This is a genomic window from Pseudoxanthomonas winnipegensis (genome assembly GCF_030322905.1).
GTDB classification, from domain to species: domain Bacteria; phylum Pseudomonadota; class Gammaproteobacteria; order Xanthomonadales; family Xanthomonadaceae; genus Pseudoxanthomonas_A; species Pseudoxanthomonas_A winnipegensis.
In genome coordinates, this window is sequence record NZ_CP095475.1 from 720821 (window position 1) to 745661 (window position 24841).

The following is a 24841-nucleotide window of genomic DNA, read 5'->3' on the forward strand; positions in this document are numbered from 1 at the left end:
CTCCCGCAAGGCGCCACCGCAGGATTACAGCTTGGCGCGCTGCTCCCGCAGGGCCGTCAGCTGCGCGGTCCAGTCGGCCAGGCGCACGCGCTCCTGTTCGACCACCGCCACCGGCACCTTGTCGCTGAACTTGGCCAGCTTGGCCTCGCTCTTCTCGCGCTCGCCGGCGACCCGGGCGATCTCCTTGTCCAGGCGCGCGCGCTCGGCGTCCAGGTCGACCAGGCCCTCCAGCGGCACCAGCAGGCGCAGCTCGCCCACCACCGCGGCGGCCGAGGCCGGCGCATCGCCGCCGTCCAGCCAGTCGATCGCCTCGAGCCTGAGCAGGAAGCGCAGCTGCGAGTCGAAGCGCGCCACGCGCGCACGGTCCTGCGCGTCGCCGGCCTGCAGCAGCAGGCGCACGCTCTTGCCCGGGGCGACCTGCAGTTCGCTGCGCACGCGGCGCAGGGCGCTGATGATGGCCTTGAGCCATTCCACGTCGGCCTCGGCGCCGGCGTAGCCGGTCGCGTCCAGTGCCTGCGCGGTGGGGTAGGCCTGCAGGGAGATGCTGCGGCCGGCCACGCCCACACGCGGGGCGACCTGCTGCCACAGCTCCTCGGTGACGAACGGCGCCAGGGGATGCAGCAGGCGCAGCAGCTGCTCGAGCACATAGAGCAGGGTGTGGCGGGTGCTGTCGGCGGCGGCCGCGTCGGCCGCGCCGCTCAGCGCAGGCTTGGCCAGCTCGACGAACCAGTCGCAGAACTGGTTCCAGGCGAACTCGTACAGGCACTGCGCCAGCAGGTCGAAGCGATAGCTGGCGAAGTGCTCGGCGGCCTCGCCGGACACGCGCGCCAGGCCGGCCAGGATCCACTTTTCCGCGTCGGTGACCGGCTGCGGCGCGCCGGCGAACCGCGCGCCCTCGGTGTTCATCAGCACGAAGCGCGTGGCGTTCCACAGCTTGTTGCAGAAGTTCTTGTAGCCCTCGGCGCGGCCCAGGTCGAACTTGATGTCGCGCCCGTGCGTGGCCAGCGCGGCGATGGTGAAGCGCAGCGCGTCGGCGCCGTGGGCGGCGATGCCGTCGGGGAACTCCTTGCGCGTGGCCTTCTCGATCTTCTCGGCCAGGCGCGGCTGCATCAGCCCGCTGGTGCGCTTGGCGACCAGATCCTCCAGCGCGATGCCGTCGATGATGTCCAGCGGGTCGAGCACGTTGCCCTTGGACTTGGACATCTTCTGGCCCTGCGCGTCGCGGATCAGGCCGGTCATGTAGACATCGCGGAACGGAATCTTGCCGGTGAAGCTGTCGGTGGCCATGACCATGCGCGCCACCCAGAAGAAGATGATGTCGAAGCCCGTGACCAGCACGTCCGAGGGCAGGTAGCGATCGAAGCCGCGCTGCTCCATCGCCTGCGCTTGCGGCCAGCCCAGCGTGGAGAACGGCCACAGCTGCGAGGAGAACCAGGTCTCCAGCACGTCGCTGTCCTGGGTCAGCACCACCTCGTCGGCCAGGCCGTGCTCGGCGCGCACCTGCGCCTCGTCGCGGCCCACGTAGTACTTGCCGGCCGCGTCGAACCAGGCCGGGATGCGATGGCCCCACCACAGCTGGCGGCTGATGCACCAGTCCTGGATGTTCTCCATCCAGTGGCGGTAGGTGTTGATCCAGTTCGGCGGGACGAAGCGGATCTGGCCGGATTCGACCAGATCCAGGCCGCGCTTGGCCAGCCCGTCCATCTTCACGAACCACTGGTCGGTCAGGTAGGGCTCGATCACCTGGCCGGTGCGGTCGCCGCGCGGCACCTGCAGCTTGTGCGGCTTGGTCTCCACCAGCAGGCCGAGCGCCTCCAGGTCGGCCAGCACCGCCTTGCGCGCGGCGTAGCGGTCCAGGCCCTGGTACTTGTGCGGCGCGTTCTCGTTGAGCGCGGCGGTGGGCGTGAACAGGTTGATCATCGGCAGGTCGTGGCGCACGCCGACCTGGTAGTCGTTGAAGTCGTGCGCCGGGGTCACCTTGACCACGCCGGTGCCGAAGTCGCGATCCACATAGTCGTCGCCGATCACCGGGATCGTGCGCTGACTCAGCGGCAGCGCCACCGCCTTGCCGATCAGCCCGGCGTAGCGCGGATCCTCCGGATGGATCATCACCGCCGTGTCGCCGAGCATGGTCTCCGGGCGCGTGGTGGCCACCACCAGGTAGTCGCGGAACTCGCGCAGGGTCTCCTGGCCGTCGGCGTCCACCTCGACGTGCTCATAGGTGGCGCCATCGGCCAGCGGATAGCGGATCGACCACAAAAAGCCGTCTTCCTCGACGTTCTCCACCTCCAGGTCGGAGATCGCCGTCTTCAGCACCGGGTCCCAGTTGACCAGGCGCTGGCCGCGGTAGATCAGGCCCTGTTCGTACCAGCGCACGAAGGCCTCGGTCACCGCCGCCGAGGGCTGCGGGTCCATGGTGAAGGTGCTGCGCGACCAGTCGGCCGAGGTGCCGAGCCGGCGCATCTGGCGCTCGATGGTGTCGCCGGACTGCTGCTTCCATTCCCAGACCTTGGCGATGAAGCCCTCGCGGCCCAGCGAATCGCGCGTTTCGCCCTTGCCCTCCAGCGCCAGGTTGCGGCTGACCACCATCTCGGTGGCGATGCCGGCGTGGTCGGTGCCCACCTGCCACAGCGCATCGAAGCCGCGCATGCGGTGATAGCGCATCAGCGCATCCATCAGCGTCTGCTGGAACGCATGGCCCATGTGCAGCGTGCCGGTGACATTGGGCGGCGGCAGCAGGATGGTGTACGGCGTGCCGGTGCCGGAGGGCTTGAACGCGCCGTCGGCTTCCCACTGCGCATACAGACGCGCTTCGAAGGCTTTCGGATCGTAGCTGGAGGCGAGGGTGGTCATAGGCGGGACATCGGCAATCGGGAATGGGGAATCGACAAGGCGCGGGGCGGCGTCGGCCGCGATCGGTGAAGCGGGATCAGGATCCTCGATGCTCCATCCCGACTCCGGGTTTCATCACATGTCGTGCTTGTTGAGCGCGAACCCGCGCGCCTGGTACTGGCGCCAGCGTTCGCGCAGCGGCTCGCGCGCGGCCGGGTCGGCCGGGACGACCTCCAGCACGCGCTCGCAGGCGCCGGCATAGGCGGCGTCGCGCAGGTTGATCACCAGCGGGCGCGGCGCGGCGTCCAGCTCCGGCGCGGCGATCAGCACCGGGGTGATGTCGTCGTCCTCGTCGGTGCCGGCGATCTGGTGCGGCACGTAGGCATCGTCCTCGAAGGCCCACAGCAGCTCGTCCAGCTCCTCGGCCTGGGCGGCGTCGCGCGCCAGGATCAGCGTGGGCTGGTTGGAGGCGTAGGCGCGCTTGGCCAGTTCGCAGACCAGGTTCAGCGGCGCCTCGAGGAAGCGCGGCTTGGCGATCAGGTAGAAGTCGGCGCGCATGGGGGCTGGGAATGGGGAGTGGGGAATCGGCAATCGAAGGAGCGGTGCGCGGCAAGGTGGCCGCGCATCGGCGACGGATCGGGACTCGGGCGTCTCACCATTCCCGATTCCCGTTTCTCAATTCCCGGCCGTGCCAAAGGCGCGGTCCAGCAGCCACTGCGCCAGCAGGTTCACCGGGCGGCCGGTGGCCATGCCGCGCTTGCCCTCGTCGTTGGCCACGCCGGCGATGTCCAGGTGGGCCCAGCGCTGGCCTTCGGTGAAGCGCGCCAGGAAGCAGCCGGCGGTGATCGCACCGCCCCAGCGGCCGCCGATGTTGTAGACGTCGGCGAAGGTGGACTCGAGCTGGGACTGGTACTCGTCCCACAGCGGCAGGCGCCAGGCGCGGTCGTAGACGTGCTCGCCGGCGCTGAGCAGTTCCTCGCTCAGGTCGTCGTGCTTGCTCATCAGGCCAGCGGCATGGCGGCCCAGCGCGACCATGCAGGCGCCGGTGAGCGTGGCCACGTCGACCAAGGCCTCGGGCTTGAAGCGCTCGGCGTAGGTCAGCGCGTCGCACAGGATCAGGCGGCCTTCGGCGTCGGTGTTGCCGACCTCGATGGTGCGCCCGGACATGGAGGTGATGACGTCCGAGGGACGATAGGCGTTGCCATCGATGGCGTTCTCCACAGCCGGCACCACCACGACCAGGTTCAGCGGCAGCTTCAGGCCGACCGCCGCCACGAACGTGCCCAGCACCGTGGCGCCGCCGCACATGTCGTACTTCATCTCCTCGATGCCGCCCTGGGTCTTCAGGTTGACGCCGCCGGTGTCGAAGGTGATGCCCTTGCCGACCAGCACGTAGGGCTTGGCCGACGCATCGTCCGCGCCGTTCCACTTGAGCACGATCAGGCGCGGGCGGTTGGCCGAGCCGCGGGCCACGGCCAGCAGCGAGCCCATGCCCAGGGCCTCCATCGCCGCATCGTCCAGGATCTCGGCCTGGGCGCCGCCATGCTGGGCGGCGAAGTCCTGCGCCTGCTGGGCCAGGTAGGCCGGGGTGCAGACGTTCGGCGGCAGGTTGCCCAGCTCGCGGGTGAACTTCACGCCGTTGGCGATGGCGATGCCCTGGGCCAGCGCGGCGGCGTCGCTGCCGAGGAAGGCGACCTGGGCCAGCGCCTGCGGGTCGGGCTTCTTCTTGCCCAGCGTGGCGGTGTAGCGGTAGGTCGCGTGCTCGGTGGCGGCCACGGCCTGGCGGATCGCCCAGGCGGCGTCGCGGCCGGGGACCTCCAGCTCGGTCAAGGTCACCAGGGCCGAGGCGGACGGGCCGTCCTTGAGCGCGCGGGCGGCCTCGGTCAGCGCCTTCAGGTAGGTCGGCACGTTGAACTTGGCCGGCTCGCCCAGGCCGACCAGCAGCACGCGCGGGGCCTTCACGCCGGGCAGGTCGTAGAGAGCGGTGATCTTGCCGCTGCGGCCCGGGGCGTCGCCGCGCTGGGCCAGCGCGGCCAGGCGGCCCTGGCTGGCGGCGTCGATGGCGGCCGCCGACGGGCTCAGGGTCTTGTCCGCATAGACGCCCACGACCACGCAATCCACTGCGGCGGTGGTGGGCGTGTCGTGGTTCAGGGTGAATTCCAGGGCCATTGCGCAATTTCCGTCGAGTCGGTTTCACCAGCAGTTACGTACAATCGCCGGCCGCCGCGATGCTGGATGCCCCGGCGCCGACTCGGTCCGCGCGTGCGCGCACCGGCATTCGAACCTGCAATTGTAAGGCAACCCCATCCGATGCCGAAGCTGGACCGCTACCTGTTCTCCGAGTTCACCCAGAGCTTCCTGGCCGCGCTGATGGTGCTGCTGATCGTGAGCATGGGCGGCCTGCTGGTCGACGTGCTGGGCGATGTGGCCAACGGCAAGCTGCCGGCCGGGCTGCTGCTGTCCCAGCTGGGGCTGGCCACGGTGCAGTTTCTGCCTCTGATCCTGTCCCTGGCGCTGATGCTGGGCCTGATGCTGGCCATCGCCCGCCTGTACCGCGACTCGGAAATGGCGGTGCTGACCTCGATCGGCGTGGGCCCGCGGCGCCTGCTGCGCCCGCTGCTGCTGCTGGTGGTGCCGATCGTGGCGATCGTGGCCACGGTGTCGCTGTGGGCCGGCCCGCTGTCGCTGCGCACCAGCCAGGCGATGATCGACAACGCCAACCGCTCGCTGATCCTGGCCGGGCTGGAGCCGGGCCAGTTCACCGTGCTCAGCAACGGCGGGGTGGTCTACGTCAACGGCATGTCCGGCGACGGCACGCGCCTGTCCAAGGTGTTCATGCAGCGCCAGCAGGGCGACCGGCTGGACGTGGTCACCGCCAAGACCGGGCACATGTACTTCGAGGGCGAGACCTCGCGCTTCCTCAAGCTGGAGGACGGCTACCGCGTGGAAGGCCCGGCCGGCGACGGCAAGGACTACCGCATGATGCGCTATGCCAGCAACGAGGTCGCCCTGCCCGACGGCAGCGACAAGAAGACCCAGGACGATCCCGAGCTGCTGCCGACCAGCCAGCTGCTCGGCGATGCCCGACCGGAGGCCAACGCCCAGCTGCAGACCCGCATCACCCCGCCGCTGCTGTGCCTGGCCTTCGCCCTGCTGACCCTGCCGCTGGCGCGCAGCGCGCCGCGCCAGTCGCGCTACGGACGGGTGATGCTGGGCTTCCTCGGCTATCTGGTGGCCTTCCTGATGATGATCAACGGCAGCCAGTGGCTGGCCAACGGCAAGCTGCCCGGCGCGCTGGGCCTGTGGTGGCTGAGCCTGCCGCTGCTGGCGCTGGGCGTCTGGGCCTATCTGCGTGACGGCCGGCTCGCCCGCCCGAAGGGAGCGCGCGCATGAGGTTCACCCCGCGCATCCACGACCTGTACGTGGGCAAGGTGGTGCTGGGCACCGTGCTGCTGGTCTGGGCGGTGCTGCTCGGCCTGGACGTGACCAACGGCATCTCCGGCCAGCTGCGCGACGTCGGGCGCGGCAACTTCACCTTCACCCACGCGATCGTGTTCACCCTGTACACGGTGCCGCGCCGGGCCTACACGCTGTTCCCGACCGCCGCGGTGATCGGCGCGCTGATGGGCCTGGGCCAGCTGGCCGCCAGCTCCGAGCTGACCGCGCTGCGCGCGCTGGGCCTGTCGCGGCGCCGGCTGAGCCTGTCGGTGGCGGTGACCCTGGCGATCCTCACCGCCGGCATGGTGCTGTGCATGGAGACCGCCGGCGCCTGGGGCCAGACCCAGGCCGACAACCTCAAGGCGGCGGCCAAGTTCGGCAACGTGGCGCGCGGCATGTACGCCGGGCTATGGGCGCGCGAGGGCGATACCTTCCTCAACGCCCAGTCCGGCGACCTGGTGGCCGGCGCCGACGGCAATTCGCAGCTGCAGCTGCAGGACGTGCGCCTGTATCAGCTCGACGCCGACGGCCGCCTGGCTTCGATCACCCACGCGGCCAACGCGGTGCACGTCACCGACAGCTGGCTGCTGAGGAACGTCACGCGCACCACGTTCGCGCCGCGCTCGGTGCAGCAGGACAAGCTGCCGCAGGAGAACTGGCCCTCCAAGCTCGATCCGGCCGCGCTGGCGGCCACGCTGGGGCAGCCGCGCTACATGTCCGCCGCCGACCTGTCGCGCAGCATCGACTACCGGACCCGCAACAGCCTGGATGCGCGCGACTACGAAGAGGTCTACTGGGGCCGCTGGTTCTATCCGATCAACGTGCTGGCGCTGTGCCTGGCGGCGATCCCGTTCGCCTTCGGCAGCCTGCGCAGCGGCGGCATGGGCAAGCGCCTGTTCCTGGGCATTATGTTCGCGCTGGCGTTCTGGCTGCTGCAGCTGCTGTTCGGCCGCATGGGCACCGCGCTGCGCCTGGATTACCGCCTGGCGTATACCGCCACGCCGGTGCTGATGCTGGTGATCTCGTACTGGCTGTTCAAGCGCAGAAGCAGCTAGACGGCAGGAGTGAGCGAAGGCGGCGCGCCGCGCCTTCCTCGCGCTTGCTCACTCCTCACTCCTCACTCCTCACTCCTCGCTTCACCGCTCACGCCCAATCTCGCCACGCGCGTGCCGCTGGCGCGGTCGTGCCAGGTCAGGCGCTCGCGGTCGATCCAGGCCCACCAGAAGCCCAGGCCGCCGCACAGCAGCGACAGGCTGCCCACGCTGTAGCGCAGCCACAGCGCGCCCCAGGACGGACGCGCGGCGGACACGCCGGCCACCGCGATCTTCCACGGGCGCATGCCCAGGGTCTGGCCGCCGCGGCGCCAGCTCAGCGTGGCGTACAGGCCGGTCACCAGCCAGCAGCACAGCCACAGCAGCCACTGCAGGGTGCTGAACGGGGCGATGTTCTGCCGTGCGGCGTGGTGGCCCAGATAGGTGTAGCCGGCGGTGAAGGCCGCGGACACCGCGAACCACAGCGCCAGCGCCGGCCAGGCGTCGTAGAACAGCGCCAGCAGCCGCCGGCCGACATAGGCGCGGCGGGGCGCGGGCAGGGCGAGCGGGGCGGCGTCGGGTTCGGCGGACATGGCCGCCAGCATAGAGCGCGCCCGGGCCGGCGCGCACCGCCGTGTCCCTTGGCGGCCGGGTCCGCTGCCTCGATGGCAGGCGCTACCCTTGCCGGCATGAGTACCCCCGCCGAACGCCGCCAGCGCGTGGCCGAGCTGCCGCCCTGCGGCGATGCCGACCAGCGCCAGATCGACCGTTTCCTCGACGCCATCTGGGCCGAAGGCGGCCTGGCCCGCGCCACCCTGGACAGCTACCGGCGCGATCTGCAGGGCTTCGCCCGCTGGGCGAGCTGGCGCGCCGGCGAGCCACCGGCTCGCGCGCCAGCGAGCGCCCGGCCAGGGATGGCCGCCACGGACAATGTGCTGGCGAGTGCCGATCGTGCCCTGATCTTCGACTACCTGGCCTGGCGCACGCGCCAGGGCTATTCGCCGCGCAGCAACGCGCGCCTGCTCTCGTGCCTGCGGGCCTTCTACGGCCAGCTGGTGCGTCGCGGCGAACGCGCGGACGACCCGACCGCGCTGCTCGATCCGCCCAAGCTGCCGCGCGCCCTGCCCAAGGCGCTGTCGGAGAGCCAGATCGACGCACTGCTGGCCGCGCCCGACGTGGACACCCCGCTGGGCCTGCGCGATCGCGCGATGCTGGAGCTGATGTACGCCTGCGGCTTGCGCGTGAGCGAGCTGGTCGGCCTGGCCGACGCCGGCGTCAACCTGCGCCAGGGCGCGCTGCGCGTGCTGGGCAAGGGCAGCAAGGAGCGGATGGTGCCGCTGGGCGAGGAATCCCAGCACTGGCTGCAGCGCTATCTCGACGGCGCGCGCGCGCAGCTGGCGGGCAAGCGCGGCGCGGCGCGGGGCGACGGGCGCACGCCGCTGTTCATCGACGCGGCCGGCCAGCCGCTGAGCCGGCAGGCGTTCTGGGGGCTGGTGAAGCGCTACGCGGTCCTGGCCGGGATCGACGCCGCCAGGGTCAGCCCGCACGGCCTGCGCCACAGCTTCGCCACCCACCTGCTCAACCGCGGCGCCGACCTGCGCTCGCTGCAGCTGATGCTGGGCCACAGCTCGCTGTCCACCACCCAGATCTACACCCTGGTCGCCCGCCAGCATCTGCAGCAGCTGCATGCGAAGCATCACCCGAGGGGGTGAGCGCCCAGCTAGGGCTCGCTCGGGCGGGCGGGGCGTCATCGCGCGACCCAACTGCGCCATTCAGGGTCGCATGGCGCAGCCGGCGCCATCGGCGCGCTGCTGTGAGAGCAACTGTCTCCTCAACGCTAGCGGCCGCCCGTTTGTAGAGCGGAGCTCGCTCCGCTGCTCTTCGTTCGGTTCGTGGGGAAGGCCCCAGCGGAGCAAGCTCCGCTCTACAGGTGGGAGCAACTGTCTCCTCAACGCTAGCGGCCGCTCGTCTGTAGAGCGGATCTCGCTCCGCTGCTCTTCGTTCGGTTCGTGGGGAAGGCCCCAGCGGAGCAAGCTCCGCTCTACAGGTGGGAGCAACTGTCTCCTCAACGCTAGCGGCCGCTCGTTTGTAGAGCGGAGCTCGCTCCGCTGCTCTTCGTTCGGTTCGTGGGAAAGGCCCTAGCGGAGCAAGCTCCGCTCTACAAGGTGGGAGCCGCCCTTGTGGCATTTTCGGCCAATGGCGGAGATGCGGCCTTGCCGGGAAAGCCCCTCGCCGGCATGCCGGCTCCCCACCGAGCACAGCGGGGCATGCCGCTCCTGGGGCGGCGCGCCGCTGGCCAAGCCCTTCAGCCGGCCTGTGCGAGAATCCGGTCCGATGCCCCGCCTGGCGGGGCCCCGCGCCGAGCGCCGCCCGCGGCCGCCGGCCCCGAACCAGGAAGTCCCACGATGCGCCGTCTTGTCCCCCTCGTCCTGCTGACCGGCCTGAGCCTGACCGCCTGCGCCAAGTCGCCGCAGTCCGCCGCCGATACCGCCAAGCCCGCCACCGCCACCACTGCGGCCGCGCCGGCCGGCAACGACCCGGTCGAAGCCCGGGTCCGCGCCGCGCTCAAGCAGCTCAATCCCCAGGTCGACGTGGACTACATCGGCAAGGCGCCCCTGCCGGGCTTCCGCGAGGTGATCGCCGCCGGCCAGCTGGTCTACATCAGCGACGACGGCAAGTACCTGGTCCAGGGCAACGTGATCGACGTGGCCCAGCGCAAGGACCTGATGCAGGGCAGCGACGCGCTGGCCCAGTACCGCCAGAACCTGCTCAAGTCGGTCAAGCAGGCCGACCGCATCGTGTTCGCGCCGGCCAATCCCAAGTACACCGTCAGCGTGTTCACCGACATCGAGTGCGGCTACTGCCGCAAGCTGCACAGCCAGATCGCCGACTACAACAAGCAGGGGATCGCGGTGGAATACCTGGCCTGGCCGCGCATGGGCCTGGGCAGCCAGGACCACAAGGACATGATCTCGGTCTGGTGCGCGGCCGATCGCCGCAAGGCCCTGACCGAGGCCAAGGCCAGCGGCCAGGTCGCCGCGCGCGACTGCAACAACCCGGTGAACATGGAATACAACGTCGGCCAGCGCCTGGGGGTCAACGGCACCCCGGCCGTGTTCGCCCCGGACGGCAACCAGATCGGCGGCTACCTGCCGCCGGCCGAGATGCGTGCGGCGCTGGACAAGCTGGCGGCCGCCGACGCCGCCAAGGCCAAGAGCGCCGGCATGCCGTAAAGGCGTGGGAGCAACGGCCTGCTCGAATCCAGCAGCCGCCTGTTTGTAGAGCGGAGCTTGCTCCGCTGGGGCGTTCCCATGATCCGGCCGAAAAGCAGCGGAGCAAGCTCCGCTCTACAGGTGGGGGCGCCACGGCGGCGATGAGGCTCTTCCGGGAAAGCTTCGCGCCGCCATGGCGGCGCCCGCCGCCGGTACAATGGGCGGCCCCGCTCCACGGCTCCCACGGTTCCCGGACATGATCGTCCTCGAAGGCCAGCCGGCCTTGTCGCAGTTCCGCCGCGCGCGGCTCGAATCCCGCCTGCAGTCCGTCGCCCCCCAGGTCCGTCTCCTGGACACCTGGCAGGTCTATTTCATCGATCCGCAGCCGGGCACCGCGCCGGACCTGGAGGCGCTGCGCCGCATCCTGCAGGCCGGCGACACGCCGGCCGCGCGCGAGGACGGGGCCACCAGCCGCCTGGTCGTGCCGCGCCTGGGCACGCGCTCGCCCTGGTCGAGCAAGGCCACCGAACTGCTGCGCGGCGCCGGCATCGCCGTGCACCGGGTCGAGCGCGGCACCCGCGTGGACCTGGCCGGCTGGCCGGACGATGCGGCCGCCCGCGCGGCGCTGGACAAGCTGCTGCACGATCCGATGACCCAGTCGCTGCTGGCCGGCGTCGAGCAGGCCGGTGCGCTGTTCGAGGCGCCGCCGCGCGGCGCGCTGGCGCGGGTGCCGCTGGATGCGCTGGAAGCGGCCAACGCGCGCCTCGGCCTGGCCCTGGCCCAGGACGAGATCGACTACCTGCGCGCGCGCTACGCGGCGCTGGGGCGCGACCCGTCCGATGTCGAGCTGATGATGTTCGCGCAGGCCAATTCCGAGCACTGCCGGCACAAGATCTTCAACGCCAGCTGGACCATCGACGGCCGCGCCCAGGAGCGCTCGCTGTTCAAGATGATCAAGCACACCCACCAGCAGACCCCGCAGTACACGCTGTCGGCCTACAGCGACAACGCCGCGGTGGTCGAGGGACTGCCGGCGGCGCGCTACCGGCCCGATCCGGCCAGCGGTCAGTACCGCAGCGAGGCGGTGCTGCCCAGCGCCTTCCAGATCAAGGTCGAGACCCACAACCACCCGACCGCGATCGCGCCGTTCCCCGGCGCCTCGACCGGCGCCGGCGGCGAGATCCGCGACGAGGGCGCCACCGGGCGCGGCGGCAAGCCCAAGGCCGGCCTGACCGGCTTCAGCGTCTCGCACCTGCGCATCCCCACGCTGCCGCAGCCGTGGGAGGCTCCGCGCGCGCTCAACCCGCGCATGGCGCCGGCGCTGGAGATCATGCTCGACGGCCCGCTGGGCGGGGCGGCGTTCAACAACGAATTCGGCCGGCCCAACCTGCTGGGCTACTTCCGCAGCTTCGAGCTGCCCGAAGGCGCGGGCCTGACCCGCGCCTACGACAAGCCGATCATGCTGGCCGGCGGCCTGGGCGCGATCGACCGCTGCCAGGTCGAGAAGAAGACCCTGCAGCCGGGCGATGCGGTGATCGTCCTGGGCGGCCCGGCGATGCTGATCGGGCTGGGCGGCGGCGCGGCCAGTTCGGTCGCCTCCGGCGACAGCGCCGAGGACCTGGATTTCGCCAGCGTGCAGCGCGACAACCCAGAGATGGAGCGCCGCTGCCAGGAAGTGATCGACCGCTGCGTGGCGCTGGGCGCGGACAATCCGATCCGCTGGTTCCACGACGTCGGCGCCGGCGGCCTGTCCAACGCCATCCCCGAACTGCTGCACGACTCGGGCGTGGGCGGCATCATCGACCTGGACAAGGTGCCCAGCGACGATCCCTCGCTCTCGCCGCTGGAGCTGTGGTGCAACGAATCGCAGGAGCGCTATGTGCTGGGCGTGCCGCAGGCGCGCCTGGCCGAGTTCGCCGCGATCTGCGAGCGCGAGCGCTGTCCGTTTGCCGCGGTTGGTGTGGCGACTGCGGAGGAGCGGCTCGTTGTGGGATATGGCGTTCTCGGCGGTGGGATTCGGGATTCGGGATTCGGGATCGGCCAGGCCGCCGCTTCCGCTTCTGCCCAATCCCCAATCCCCAATCCCCAATCCCCGCACCCCATCGACTTGCCGATGGACGTGCTCTTCGGCAAGGCGCCGAAGATGCATCGCGAGACGGCGCATCCGGCGCCGGCGCGCTGGCCCGAGCTGAAGACCGAGGGGCTGGAGCTGCGCGAGGCGGGGCTGCGCGTGCTGGCGCATCCGTCGGTGGCGTCCAAGAGCTTCCTGGTCACCATCGGCGACCGCAGCGTCGGCGGGCTGACCGCGCGCGATCAGATGATCGGCCCCTGGCAGCTGCCGCTGGCCGACTGCGCGATCACGCTGGCCGGGTTCGACACCTTCGCCGGCGAGGCGATGTCCATCGGCGAACGCGCGCCCCTGGCGCTGCTGGATGCCGCCGCCTCGGCGCGCATGGCCGTGGGCGAGGCGATCACCAACCTGTGCGCCGCGCCGGTGCCGGCGCTGGAGCACGTCAAGCTGTCGGCCAACTGGATGGCCGCGGCCAACCACGCCGGTGAGGACGCGCTGCTGTTCGACGCCGTGCGCGCGGTCGGCATGGAGCTGTGTCCGCAGCTGGGTCTGAGCATCCCGGTGGGCAAGGACTCGCTGTCGATGCAGGCGGTGTGGACGGCTGGGAATGGGGAATCGGGAGTCGGGAATCGGGAAGCGGCGGTCGCCGCGGTTGCCGACGCTTCTGCTTCGCCCACTCCCCATTCTCCATTCCCCATTCCCGGCGAAACGCTGAAAAGCGTTTCGCCCGTCTCCCTGGTCATCTCCGCCTTCGCGCCGGTCGATGACGCGCGCACGCAGCTCACCCCGCTGCTGTCGCGCGAGCCGGACACCGAGCTGTGGCTGATCGGGCTGGGCGGCGGCAAGCAGCGCCTGGGCGGTTCGGTGCTGGCGCAGGTGTTCGCCAGCGACGAGGCGCTGCCGGCCTTCGGCGGCGACGTGCCGGACCTGGACAACCCCGAGCTGCTGCGCAATTTCTTCGAGATGGTGCGCGAAGCGCGCGCGGCCGGGCTGCTGCTGGCCTATCACGACCGCAGCGACGGCGGTGCCTTCGCCGCGCTGTGCGAGATGGCCTTCGCCGCGCGTCTGGGCGTGGACATCGCACTGGATGCCTGGGGCGAGGACGCCTTTCGCGCGCTGTTCAACGAGGAACTCGGCGCCATCGTGCAGATCGCCGCCGAGGACCGCGCCGCCTTCGCCGACCTGGTCGAGCGCCATGCGCTGACCGAATGCGCGCAGCGCATCGCCAAGCCCACCACCGCGCCGAGTGTGCGCGTCACCCAGGCCGGCCAGCCGCTGGCCGAGTGGCGCTGGGAGGAGCTGTTCGACGCGTGGTGGTCGGTGACCCACGCCATGCAGCGCCTGCGCGACAACCCCGAGAGCGCCGACGAGGAGCGCCACACCGCGCGCACCTTCGCCGAGCCGGGCCTGAAGCCCAAGCTGGTGTTCGATCCGGCCGAGGACGTGGCCGCGCCGTTCATCGCCACCGGGGCGCGGCCGAAAGTCGCGATCCTGCGCGAGCAGGGCGTCAACGGCCAGATCGAGATGGCCAACGCCTTCGAACGTGCCGGCTTCGACGCCTTCGACGTGCACATGAGCGATCTGATCGAGGGCCGCGTGACGCTGGAGCGCTTCACCGGCCTGGCCGCGTGCGGCGGCTTCAGCTATGGCGACGTGCTCGGCGCGGGCCGCGGCTGGGCGACCTCGATCCTGGAACGTCCGGGATTGCGCGCGCAGTTCGCCGCGTTCTTCGCGCGCGAGGCGACCTTCTCGCTGGGCGTGTGCAACGGCTGCCAGATGCTGAGCCAGCTCAAGGACATCATTCCCGGCGCCGAGCACTGGCCGCGCTTCCTGCGCAACCGCAGCGAGCAGTTCGAGGCGCGGACCGCGCTGCTGGAGGTGGTGGAATCGCCGTCGGTGTTCTTCCGCGGCATGGCGGGCTCGCGCATTCCGGTGGCCGTGGCCCATGGCGAGGGCCGCGCCGAGTTCGATTCGGCGGTGGACCTGGCCGCCGCGCGCGTGTCGCTACGCTATGTCGATGGCGATGGCCAGGTGGCCACGCGCTATCCGACCAACCCCAACGGTTCGCCCGAGGGCATCACGGGCCTCACCACCAGCGACGGCCGCGCCACCATCCTGATGCCACATCCGGAACGCACCCCGCGCACGGTCAACCTGAGCTGGTCGCCGGCCGGCTGGGCCGACGACTCGCCGTGGCTGCGCATGTTCCGCAATGCGCGCGTGTGGTGCGGCTAGCGCCGGGTCTTCGACGCTTCCGACATTGCGCCGCACACATCGACGCCCATCGCTTGCGATGGGCGTCGTGCGTTATGTGACCTCTGTTCCTTTACGCGATATTCGTTGTCGCAATTTGCGTAGGCCATCTCGGCATGAAGTCGTTGAAATGGCTTGTTTTGCCGCGTCTTCGCATGGCGTTGCAATGCATGAACGGCACTTGACGTCAAGAAATTGACTCGCGGACTATCGATCCAGACGCATGACGCGAGTCCATGCGTTCGGTCCGCCATTAAATCCCCCGCAAGGTGGACCGTCGCCGTTCAACGAGAGAGACATCCGACTGCTGTGACCGTGTGCGCGAAGCGATTCGCGCGCCGACGGGGGTCTCTTGCCCGCAACAACACAACGCCAAGGAAAGGAACGCATGAATCGCATCTTCTGCAAGCTGTGGGATGCCCGACGCGGGCAGGTCGTGGTGGCCTCGGAACTGGCCTCGCGCCACGGCAAGGGCAAGGGGGCGCGCATGGTGCGGGCCGCGCTCGCCGCGGTGGTGGTGTTCGCCGCGCACAGCGCGCTGGCGCAATCGGTGGGCGGTGGTGTTGCCTCCGGCAAGGCCAGCACCGCGATCTCGCCGCAGACGGCCGACTGCGCCGATGCGGCCACGCGTACGGCGCGCGCCGGCGGCGGGAACGGCATCGCGATCGGCTGCGGCGCCGATGCCTCGGGCGATGCGTCCACGGCGGTGGGCTTCCAGAGCGAGGCCAGCGGCGCGCAGTCCACCGCCAGCGGCGCGGCCGCGCTGGCCAGCGGCGACGGCGGCGTGGCGCACGGTGCGCTGAGCGAGGCGTCCGGCGTGGAATCCACGGCCAGTGGTTACTACAGCGCCGCCACCGCCGACGGCGCCACCGCGCATGGCGCGGAGAGCATGGCCAGCGGCATCGAATCGACCGCTGGCGGTTTTTTGTCCACCGCCAGCGGTGCCGGGGCGACCGCGCACGGCGCCGAATCCGTGGCCAGCGGCGACTACGCCACCAGCCTGGGCCTGGCCGCGCAGGCCACCGGCACCAGCGCCACGGCGCTGGGTGAGTTCTCCATCGCCGGCGGCGAGGAAAGCACCGCGGTCGGCGGCTCGGCGCTGGGCGGCACCTACCAGACCCAGGCGCTGGGCATAGGCGGCGCGGCCTTCGGCAACGGCGCCTGGGCCAATGGCGATTACGGCACCGCGCTGGGCTATCTGAGCTCGGCCGATGCGCAAGGCGCCAGTGCGCTGGGCGCGGGCGCGTGGGCGCAGGCCAGCGACAGCACCGCGCTGGGCTTCGGCGCGCACGGTGCCGCGGCCAACAGCGTGGCGCTGGGCGCGCGCTCGGTGGCGCAGCGCGAGAACAGCGTGTCGGTCGGCGATGCCGGCGCCGAGCGCCAGATCGTCAACGTGGCCGCCGGCACCGAGGACACCGATGCGGTGAACAAGGCGCAGCTGGATGAAGTCGCCGCGACCGCCAACACCACCAGCACGTACTTCCAGGCCAGCGGCAGCGCCGACAGCGATGCCGGTGCCTACGTGGAAGGCGACAACGCCGTGGCCGCGGGCGAGGCCGCCAATGCCATCGGCAACGGCGCCTCGGCGCTCGGCGGCGGCGCCACGGCGGCCGGCGTCAACGCGACCGCCAGCGGCTTCAATGCCACCGCCAGCGCCGACTCGGCAACCGCGGTGGGCGGCACGCTGACCTATGCCGATCCGGACACCGGCGAGGTGCTGCTGGACCAGACCACCAGCGCCAGCGCGGTGGGCGCCAGCGCGCTGGGCGCCGGGGCGCAGGCCAGCGGCGCGTTCAGCACCGCCACCGGCGCCGCCGCCACGGCGACGGGCCTGCAGGCCACGGCGAGCGGCTTCAGCAGCAGCGCGGCCGGGCTGGCCGCCACGGCCAACGGCGGCTTCGCCAGCGCGGCCGGGGACTTCGGCTCGGCCTTCGGCTATGGCAGCGAGGCGGTGGGCGTCAACGCGACCGCGCTGGGTGCGGGCGCCGCCGCGCAGGGCGGCAGTTCCACCGCGGTGGGCGAGAGCAGCCAGGCGCTGGGCGAGGAGGCGACCGCGGTCGGTGGCAGCACCTTCTTCGGCCTGATCGGCACGCGCGCCAGCGGCACCGGCAGCGCCGCGTTCGGCAACGGCGCCTGGGCCACCGGCGAATACAGCACCGCGCTCGGCCACAACAGCTATGCCGACGGCGCCAGCAGTGTCGCGATCGGCGCCAATGCCTTCGCCGAGGCGCAGAACAGTGTCGCGCTGGGCGCCGATTCGGTGGCCTCGCGCGCCAACACGGTGTCGGTCGGCGATGCGGGCGCCGAGCGCCAGCTCACCAACGTCGCCGCCGGCACCGAGGGCACCGACGCGGTCAACAAGGCGCAACTGGACGAAGTGGCCACCACCGCCAACACGACCAGCAAGTACTTCAAGGCCAGCGGCAGCGCCGACAGCGATGCCGGCGCCTACGTGGAAGGCGACGACGCGATCGCCGCGGGCGAGGCCGCCAACGCGCTGGGCACCGGCGCATCGGCCTACGGCGCGGGCGCCGGCGCGGCGGGCAACCAGGCCACGGCCATCGGCCACAACAGCGCGGCGGTGGGTGAGGGCAGCGTCGCGGTCGGCGGCATGGGCCAGGCCTTCGATCAGTACAACAGCCCCATCGAGGATGCGGACGGCAAGCCGGTGCTGGTCGGCGCCAACGCCACCCAGGACGCCACCGCGGTCGGCGCCGGCGCGCAGGCCACCGGCACGGTGTCCTCGGCGTTCGGCTACGGCGCGCAGGCGCTGGGCGAACACAGCACGGCCGGCGGCTACAAGGCGCGCGCGGTCGGCGGCTATGCGGTGGCCTTCGGCGACAGCGCCTGGGCCAGCCAGGACTACGCCACCGCGATCGGCGCCTACGCCTGGGCCACGGCCGAAGGCGCCTCGGCCTTCGGCCAGGGCGCTTGGGCGACCGGGCTCAACACCTCGGCCTTCGGCACCGGTGCCTGGGCCAGCGGCAGCGGCGCGACCTCGATCGGCTTCAACAGCTGGGCCCCGGGGGCCAGCGCCACCGCGATCGGCCGCGGCGCGTTCGGCTACGGCGACTACAGCATCGGCCTGGGCTACCAGGCGCTGGGCAACACGATCAACAGCATCGCCATCGGCACCAATGCGCTGGCCGACAACGAGAGCGCCATCGCGCTCGGCGCCGGCAGCGAGGCCACCGGCAACAACGCCGTCGCGCTGGGCGCCGGTGCGGTGGCCGCGCGCGACAACAGCGTCTCGGTCGGCGATGCCGGTGCCGAGCGCCAGATCACCAACGTCGCCGCCGGCACGCAGGACACCGACGCGGTGAACAAGGCGCAGCTGGACCGGGTCGCCGCCACCGCGCAGACCACCAGCAAGTACTTCCAGGCCAGCGGCAGTGCCGACAGCGATGCCGGTGCGTACGTGGAAGGCGACAACGCCGTGGCCGCGGGTGAGGCGAGCAATGCGATCGGCAACGGTGCCTCGGCGTTCGGCTCGGGTGCCAACGCCAGCGCGCAGGACGCCACGGCAGTGGGCTTCAACGCCGTGGCCGCGGGCCAGAACGCGGCGGCCTTCGGCAACAACGCGCAGGCCACCGGACCTGCGAGCGTGGCCGTGGGCGGCGTGGCGGTGGACGAGAACGGCGATCCGCTGATCACCGTCGAGGGCGCGCCGGTCAGCACCGGCGCGACCAGCGCCAGCGTGGGCGGCACCGCGCTGGGTGCCAGCGCCGATGCCTCCGGCTTCGCCGCCACCGCCACCGGCGTGGGCGCCTATGCGGCCGGCGCGCAGGCCACGGCGGTGGGCGCGGTGGCCAATGCGATCGGCGACTACACCACTGCGGTGGGCACCTCGAGTGCGGCGGTGGGCACCAGTTCGACCGCGGTCGGCGGCGTGGTCGATCTGGTTCCGGGGCAGGGCGCGTTCGTTTCGACGCAGGCCAGCGGTGAATCGGCCAGCGCCTTCGGTGCCGGCGCGATCGCCGCGGGCGATTACAGCCTGGCCAGCGGCGTGCTCAGCGGGGCCGACGGGCTGGAGAGCACGGCGGTGGGTTACTTCGCCTATGCGCCCTCCGCCCTGTCCACCGCGCTGGGCGCCGAGACCTGGGCCAGCGGCGAGGCGAGCACCGCGATCGGTTACTACGCCACCGCGTTCGGCGACAACAGCGTGGCGCTGGGCGCCAATTCCAAGGCCACGCGCAACAACACGGTCTCGGTCGGCGATGCGGGTGCCGAGCGCCAGATCACCAACGTCGCCGCCGGCACGCAGGACACCGATGCGGTGAACAAGTCGCAGCTCGATGCGGTGGCGGCCTCGGCCGAAGGCACCAGCGCGGGCTTCCAGTTCTCCGGCAAGGGCCTGGCCAGCGCCGGCGGCAGCGATGCCACCGCGGCCGGTTCGGGGGCGAACGCCGCTGGCAATCGCAGCGTGGCGCTGGGCGCGGGCAGCGCGGCCAGCGGTGCCGGTGCCATCGCGGTGGGCGCGGCGAGCAAGGCCAGTGCGGTCAACGCCACCTCGGTCGGCCTGCAGTCCAGCACGCTGGGCGCCAATGGCGTGACCGTGGGCTACAACGCCTTCGTGCGGCAGAGCGCGAGCAACGGCGTGGCGCTGGGTGCCAATGCGGGTGCGACCGGCGCCAACTCGGTGGCGCTGGGCGCGGGCTCGCGCACCTACGAGGCCGATACCGTCTCGCTGGGCAGTGGCAACGGCCGCGGCGGCCCGGCCACGCGCCGCATCGTCAACCTCAGCCAGGGCCTGCTGGCCGAGGGCAGCACCGAGGCGGTCACCGGCGGTCAGCTCTACCAGTCGCTGCAGGCCTATGCGCGTTACCTCGGTGGCGGCGCCTCGGTCGGCCCGCTCGGCGGGCTGACCACGCCGACCTTCATCGTCCAGGGCGATGGCTACAACAGCGTGGGCGATGCGCTGGCCGCGTTGGATTCGAAGGTGACCGAGCTCGACGCGCGCAGCGGCACGGCCAGCGCCAGCAAGGTCGCCACCTCCGCACGCAGGACGCTCAGCGCCGCCGCCCCGGCCAGCGTCGAGCCGGCAGCGGAAGAAGCGTCCACCGAGACGCTGCGCACCGCCGCGAGCGAGCGCTCCACGCCTGTTACCTCCACCGCCGCTGCCGCCGCCACGACCGCTGCAGTGGCCACGCCGGCGTCCACCACGCTCGGCGACGCGGCCCAGGCCAATGCCGACAGCGGCACCGCGATCGGCGGCGCCGCCTATGCCGCCGGCCCCGGCGATACGGCCATCGGCAGCAACGCGCGGGTCAACGCCGACGGCAGCACCGCGGTCGGCGCCAATGCCACCATCGCCGCCGAGGCGACCAACGCGGTCGCGGTGGGCGAAGGCACCTCGGTCACCGCGGCCAGCGGCACGGCCGTGGGGCAGGGCAGCAGCGTGAGCGCGCAGAACGCCGTCGCCCTGGGCCAGGGTTCGACCAACGACCGCGCCAACACCGTCTCGGTGGGCAGTGCCGGCAACCAGCGCCAGGTCACCAACGTGGCCGCCGGCACGCAAGCCAACGATGCGGCCAACGTCGGCCAGGTGCAGGCCGGCGACGCGCAGTCGGTGGCCACCGCCAAGGCCTATACCGACAACACCGCCACGCAGACGCTGAGCAGCGCCAACAGCTACACCGACGCCAGGTTCAACGCCTGGAACCAGGACCTGGACGGCTACAAGCAGGGCGTGGACCGCCGCTTCGCCGAGCAGGACCGCCGCATCGACCGCCAGGGCGCGATGAACGCGGCGATGCTCAACATGGCCACCAGCGCCGCCGGCATCCACACCGAGAACCGTGTCGGCGTCGGCGTGGGCTTCCAGGGCGGCGAGAACGCGCTGTCGGTGGGCTACCAGCGCGCGCTCAGCGAGCGGGCCACGATCACCGTCGGCGGCGCCTTCAGCGGCGACGAACGCTCGGTGGGCGTGGGCGCCGGCTTCGGCTGGTGAGGCAACACCACGGGCCGTCGCCCTCGCGGCGGCCCGTGCAGGGATGGAACGCCGCCCGGCCCAGCCCGACGCGGCGCACATGCGTCATCGAACCCGGCCCGCCAGGCGCCGGGCTGACACTTTCACTTGCGCAAAGGGACGACCAGCAATGACCAGCACACCTCGCGGCATCCTCCTTCCGGCCCTCGTGCTCGCGCTCGCCGCCAGCACGGCCAGCCACGCGGCCACGCCGACGCAGACCACGCGCCTGCCCACGGCGGGCGCGGAGAGCGAGCAGAAGATCGGCCGCTTCATCATCACCTACCGCGACGGCAGCACCGCCACCGCGTCCAGCGCGACCGGCGTCGCCGCGCGCGCCACCACCGCGCTGTCGCGCGCCGGCCTGAGCGCGCCCGGCCGCATCGCCACCGCCAGCCATCTGCGCCGGCTCGCCACCGGTGCCGAACTGGTCAAGACCTCGCGCAAGCTCGACCGCGTCGAGGCCGAGGCCTTCATGCGCCAGCTCGCCGCCGACCCGGCCGTGCTGCGCGTGCAGCCGGACCTGCTGCGCCGCCCGGTGCGCGACATCCGCGCTCCGGCCGCGGCCGCGCCGGCCACCTTCACTCCCAGCGACACCTACTACGCCAAGTACCAGTGGCATTTGAAGGCGCCCGACGGCACCGCCACCCAGGGCGGCAACGCCAACAACGGCGGCGCCAACGTCAACAACGCCTGGGACCTGGCCGACGGCAACGGCATCGTCATCGCCGTGCTCGACACCGGCATCACCCGCCACGTCGACCTGAACACCGAGCTGGCCGGCGACGGCTACGACTTCATCACCGACAAGCTGATCTCCGGCCGCGACGCCGACGGTCGCGCGCCCGGCGGCTGGGACACCGGCGACTGGACCACCGAGGAGCCGTGGCTGAGCGCGTGCACCAACGCCGACAACCCGCCCGAGGACAGCACCTGGCACGGCACCCACGTGGCCGGCACCGCCGGCGCCGAGCTGACCAACAACGCCGCCGGCATGGCCGGTGTGGCCTACAACGCGAAGATCCTGCCGGTGCGCGTGCTGGGCCACTGCGGCGGTTACGACAGCGACATCGCCGACGCGATCATCTGGGCCGCCGGCGGCAGCGTCGACGGCGTGCCGGCCAACACCCATCCGGCCCAGGTCATCAATCTCAGCCTGGGCGGCAGCGGCGTGTGCACGGCCAGCGACGTCACCGGCCAGGCCGTGGCCCAGGCCAACGCGCTGGGCGCCACGGTGGTGGTCTCGGCCGGCAACAGCAATGCCGATGCGGCGGGCTATTCGCCGGCCAGCTGCCCGGGCGTGATCACCGTGGCCTCCACCGGCATCACCAGCCGCCGCGCCTACTACTCCAACTACGGCACCAGCGTGGAGATCGCCGCGCCCGGCGGCGGCGTGTATCCCAACGACGGCACCTCCGGCACGCCGACCAACGACGGCTTCGTCTGGCAGGCGCTGAACTCGGGCACCACCACGCCGGTGGACAACGACAGCGACTACGGCGGCTACGCCGGCACCTCGCAGGCCGCCCCGCACGTCAGCGGCGTGGTGGCGCTGGTGCAGGGCGCGCGTCTGGACGCCGGCCTGCCGCTGCTCACGCCCACGGAGGTGGTCGACCTGCTGCAGCGCACCGCCCATGCGCCGGCGGTGGCCCCGGTCGCCAACCGTCCCATCGGCGCGGGCATCGTCGATGCCGCCGCCGCGGTGAAGGAGGCGATCGCCACGCCGTGCGATCCGCAGACCGAGACCTGCGGCCCGCAGGCCACGCCGCTGACCAACAAGGTCGGCGTCACCGTCTCGGGCACCGCCGGCAGCGAGACGCTGTACAGCTTCGAGGCCGTGGCCGGCAAGACGCTGTCGTTCATCACCCTGGGGGGAACCGGCAACCTGTCGCTGTACGCCAGCTTCGACAAGGCGCCGACCAGCAGCGACTTCGACGCCAAGTCCACCCGCGCCGGCAACAACGAGACCGTGCGCTTCACCGCGCCCAAGTCCGGCACGTACTACCTCAAGGTGGTGGGCACCGGCGCCTATGCGGGCGCCACGCTGTCGGCGCGGCAGTAACGCCGGGCACCGCGCCGGGGCCCGGCCCCGGCGCGGCGTCGCCTGCGGGGCGCGGTGCGCCGCGCCCCTGCCGCCGCGTCGCGGGCCGCTGTTAGAGTTGCGCCCCTACGCTGCGCAAGGGTCGTACGTGAACGCTGTCCCCGTCTCCGCTCTGGAACCCCGCCTGTCCCCCTCGGCCGACGAACGCGTGGTCGCGGCCCTGCTGTCCAAGGGCAAGCTGAAGGAGGCCGACCTGGGCCGCGCGCGGCGCCTGCAGGAGGAGACCGGCGGCCACGTGCTGGCCCTGCTGCTGCGCCTGGGCCTGGTGTCCGAGCGCGACCACGCCGAGACCAGCGCCGAGGTGCTGGGCCTGACCCTGCTGTCGGCCAAGCAGCTGCCGGACGTCCCGCCCGAACTGCCCGAGGACGTGGCGCTGTCGCTGCGCTTCCTCAAGCAGTTCCACGTCTGCCCGCTGGGCGAGGCCGACGGCGCGCTGTCGCTGTGGGTCGCCGACCCGTGCGATCCCTATGCCGTGGATGCGGTGCAGATGGCCATCGGCGGACCGGTGCGTGCGGTGGTCGGGCTGCGTTCGGAGATCGACGACACCATCGAGCGCTGGCACGGCCAGGGCCGCAGCGCGATGGGCGCCATCGTCGAGACCGCCGACGGCGAGGCCAGCGGCGAGCTGGACGATGTCGAACACCTGCGCGACCTGGCCTCCGAGGCGCCGGTGATCCGCCTGGTCAACCTGGTGATCCAGCGCGCGGTCGAACTGCGCGCCTCGGACATCCACATCGAGCCGTTCGAGAACCGCCTGAAGGTGCGCTACCGCGTCGATGGCGTGCTGGAGGAGGGCGAGAGCCCGCCGGCCAACCTCACCGCCGCGGTGATCAGTCGCATCAAGATCATGGCCCGGCTCAACATCGCCGAGCGGCGCCTGCCGCAGGACGGGCGCATCCAGCTGCGCGTGCAGGGCAAGGAGCTGGACCTGCGCGTGTCCACCGTGCCGACCGCGCACGGCGAGAGCGTGGTGATGCGCCTGCTGGACCGCGAGACGGTGGTGTTCGATTTCCAGCGGCTGGGCTTCACCGAGGATTTCCTGCCGCAGTTCCTGCGCGTGCTGCAGCGGCCGCACGGCATCCTGCTGGTGACCGGCCCGACCGGTTCGGGCAAGACCACCACGCTGTACACCGCGCTGAGCCAGCTCAACACCGAAGACGTCAAGATCATCACGGTCGAGGACCCGGTCGAGTACCAGATCGAAGGCATCAACCAGATCCAGGCCAAGCCGCAGATCGGCCTGGACTTCGCCAGCGCGCTGCGCAGCATCGTGCGCCAGGACCCGGACATCATCATGATCGGCGAAATGCGCGACCTGGAAACCGCGCGCATCGCCATCCAGTCCGCGCTCACCGGCCACCTGGTGCTGTCCACGCTGCATACCAACAACGCCGCCGGCGGCATCACCCGCATGCTCGACATGGGCGTGGAGGACTACCTGCTGACCTCCACGGTCAACGGCATCCTGGCCCAGCGCCTGGTGCGCCGGCTCGAGCCGCAGCATGCCGAAGCGTATCCGGCCACGCCCGAGGAGATCGCCCGCTTCAACCTGCGCCGCTACCAACCCGATGGCGAGATCTTGCTGTACCGCCCGCGTGCTTCGGCCATCGCCCCGACCGGCTACCTGGGCCGCACCACCATCACCGAGTTCCTGGTGATGGACGACGCCCTGCGCGCGGCGGTGATGCGCCACGCCGGCATGGGCGAACTGGAGACCCTGGCCCGCAACGCCGGCATGCGCAGCATGTACGAGGACGGCATCGCCAAGGCCCTGGCCGGCATGACCACCATCGAGGAAGTCCTGCGGGTGACCGAGGATGCGTGAGGCCGCGCGGGTGCTTACAGATCGCGGTGGCAGTGACGGAGCAACGCCGCTGCGCGCCGTCTCTGAATTCGTCATTCCCGCGAACGCGGGAATCCAGTGCCTGCCTCGCC

At 71.5% G+C, this 24841-nt stretch carries 12 protein-coding genes; 8 read left to right on the plus strand and 4 right to left on the minus strand.

The features are described 5' to 3' along the window. Window positions 1–24: 24 nt before the first annotated feature. The 3 genes from MWN52_RS03070 to MWN52_RS03080 all read right to left on the minus strand — a co-directional run bounded on the left by MWN52_RS03070 (window position 25) and on the right by MWN52_RS03080 (window position 5001). The gene (locus MWN52_RS03070; RefSeq protein ID WP_286576568.1) at window positions 25–2853 is read right to left on the minus strand and encodes a valine--tRNA ligase; all 2829 of its coding nucleotides are present in this window, start codon (window positions 2851–2853) and stop codon (window positions 25–27) included. A gap of 114 nt (window positions 2854–2967) precedes the next feature. Beyond that, window positions 2968–3390, minus strand: a complete 423-nt coding sequence (locus MWN52_RS03075; protein ID WP_130523125.1) for a DNA polymerase III subunit chi — start codon at window positions 3388–3390, stop codon at window positions 2968–2970. A gap of 117 nt (window positions 3391–3507) precedes the next feature. Then, window positions 3508–5001, minus strand: a complete 1494-nt coding sequence (locus MWN52_RS03080) for a leucyl aminopeptidase (RefSeq protein ID WP_286576569.1) — start codon at window positions 4999–5001, stop codon at window positions 3508–3510. A gap of 141 nt (window positions 5002–5142) precedes the next feature. On the opposite strand from MWN52_RS03080, the gene lptF reads away from it, so the two are divergent. Both lptF and lptG read left to right on the plus strand, forming a co-directional pair. Next, window positions 5143–6225 carry an LPS export ABC transporter permease LptF gene (gene lptF, locus MWN52_RS03085; RefSeq protein ID WP_286576570.1) on the plus strand — a complete coding sequence of 361 codons (1083 nt, stop codon included), beginning with the start codon at window positions 5143–5145 and terminating at the stop codon, window positions 6223–6225. After that, window positions 6222–7325: an LPS export ABC transporter permease LptG gene (gene lptG / locus MWN52_RS03090; RefSeq protein WP_130515334.1), complete on the plus strand. Its 1104-nt coding sequence runs from the start codon at window positions 6222–6224 to the stop codon at window positions 7323–7325. Before lptF ends, lptG begins: the two co-directional genes overlap by 4 nt. A gap of 62 nt (window positions 7326–7387) precedes the next feature. Here the strand turns inward: lptG and MWN52_RS03095 are convergent, their stop codons facing one another. Next, window positions 7388–7894, minus strand: coding sequence for an RDD family protein (locus MWN52_RS03095; protein WP_286576572.1), 507 nt, complete (start codon window positions 7892–7894; stop codon window positions 7388–7390). A 96-nt stretch (window positions 7895–7990) separates the two neighbouring features. Here MWN52_RS03095 and xerD point away from each other — a divergent pair, with 96 nt between their 5' ends. From xerD to gspE, 6 genes are all read left to right on the plus strand, one after another. Further along, window positions 7991–9013, plus strand: a complete 1023-nt coding sequence (gene xerD / locus MWN52_RS03100; RefSeq protein WP_286576573.1) for a site-specific tyrosine recombinase XerD — start codon at window positions 7991–7993, stop codon at window positions 9011–9013. A 693-nt stretch (window positions 9014–9706) separates the two neighbouring features. Beyond that, window positions 9707–10534, plus strand: a complete 828-nt coding sequence (locus MWN52_RS03105) for a thioredoxin fold domain-containing protein (protein WP_286576574.1) — start codon at window positions 9707–9709, stop codon at window positions 10532–10534. Window positions 10535–10769: 235 nt separating this feature from the next. After that, entirely contained in the window at window positions 10770–14819 is a 4050-nt protein-coding gene (gene purL / locus MWN52_RS03110; RefSeq protein ID WP_286576575.1) for a phosphoribosylformylglycinamidine synthase, read from the plus strand. 406 nt (window positions 14820–15225) lie between these two features. After that, entirely contained in the window at window positions 15226–20787 is a 5562-nt protein-coding gene (locus MWN52_RS03115; RefSeq protein WP_286576576.1) for an ESPR-type extended signal peptide-containing protein, read from the plus strand. 148 nt (window positions 20788–20935) lie between these two features. Further along, window positions 20936–22867, plus strand: a complete 1932-nt coding sequence (locus tag MWN52_RS03120; protein WP_286576577.1) for a S8 family peptidase — start codon at window positions 20936–20938, stop codon at window positions 22865–22867. A 127-nt stretch (window positions 22868–22994) separates the two neighbouring features. After that, window positions 22995–24731 carry a type II secretion system ATPase GspE gene (gene gspE / locus MWN52_RS03125; RefSeq protein WP_286576578.1) on the plus strand — a complete coding sequence of 579 codons (1737 nt, stop codon included), beginning with the start codon at window positions 22995–22997 and terminating at the stop codon, window positions 24729–24731. Window positions 24732–24841 lie beyond the last annotated feature (110 nt).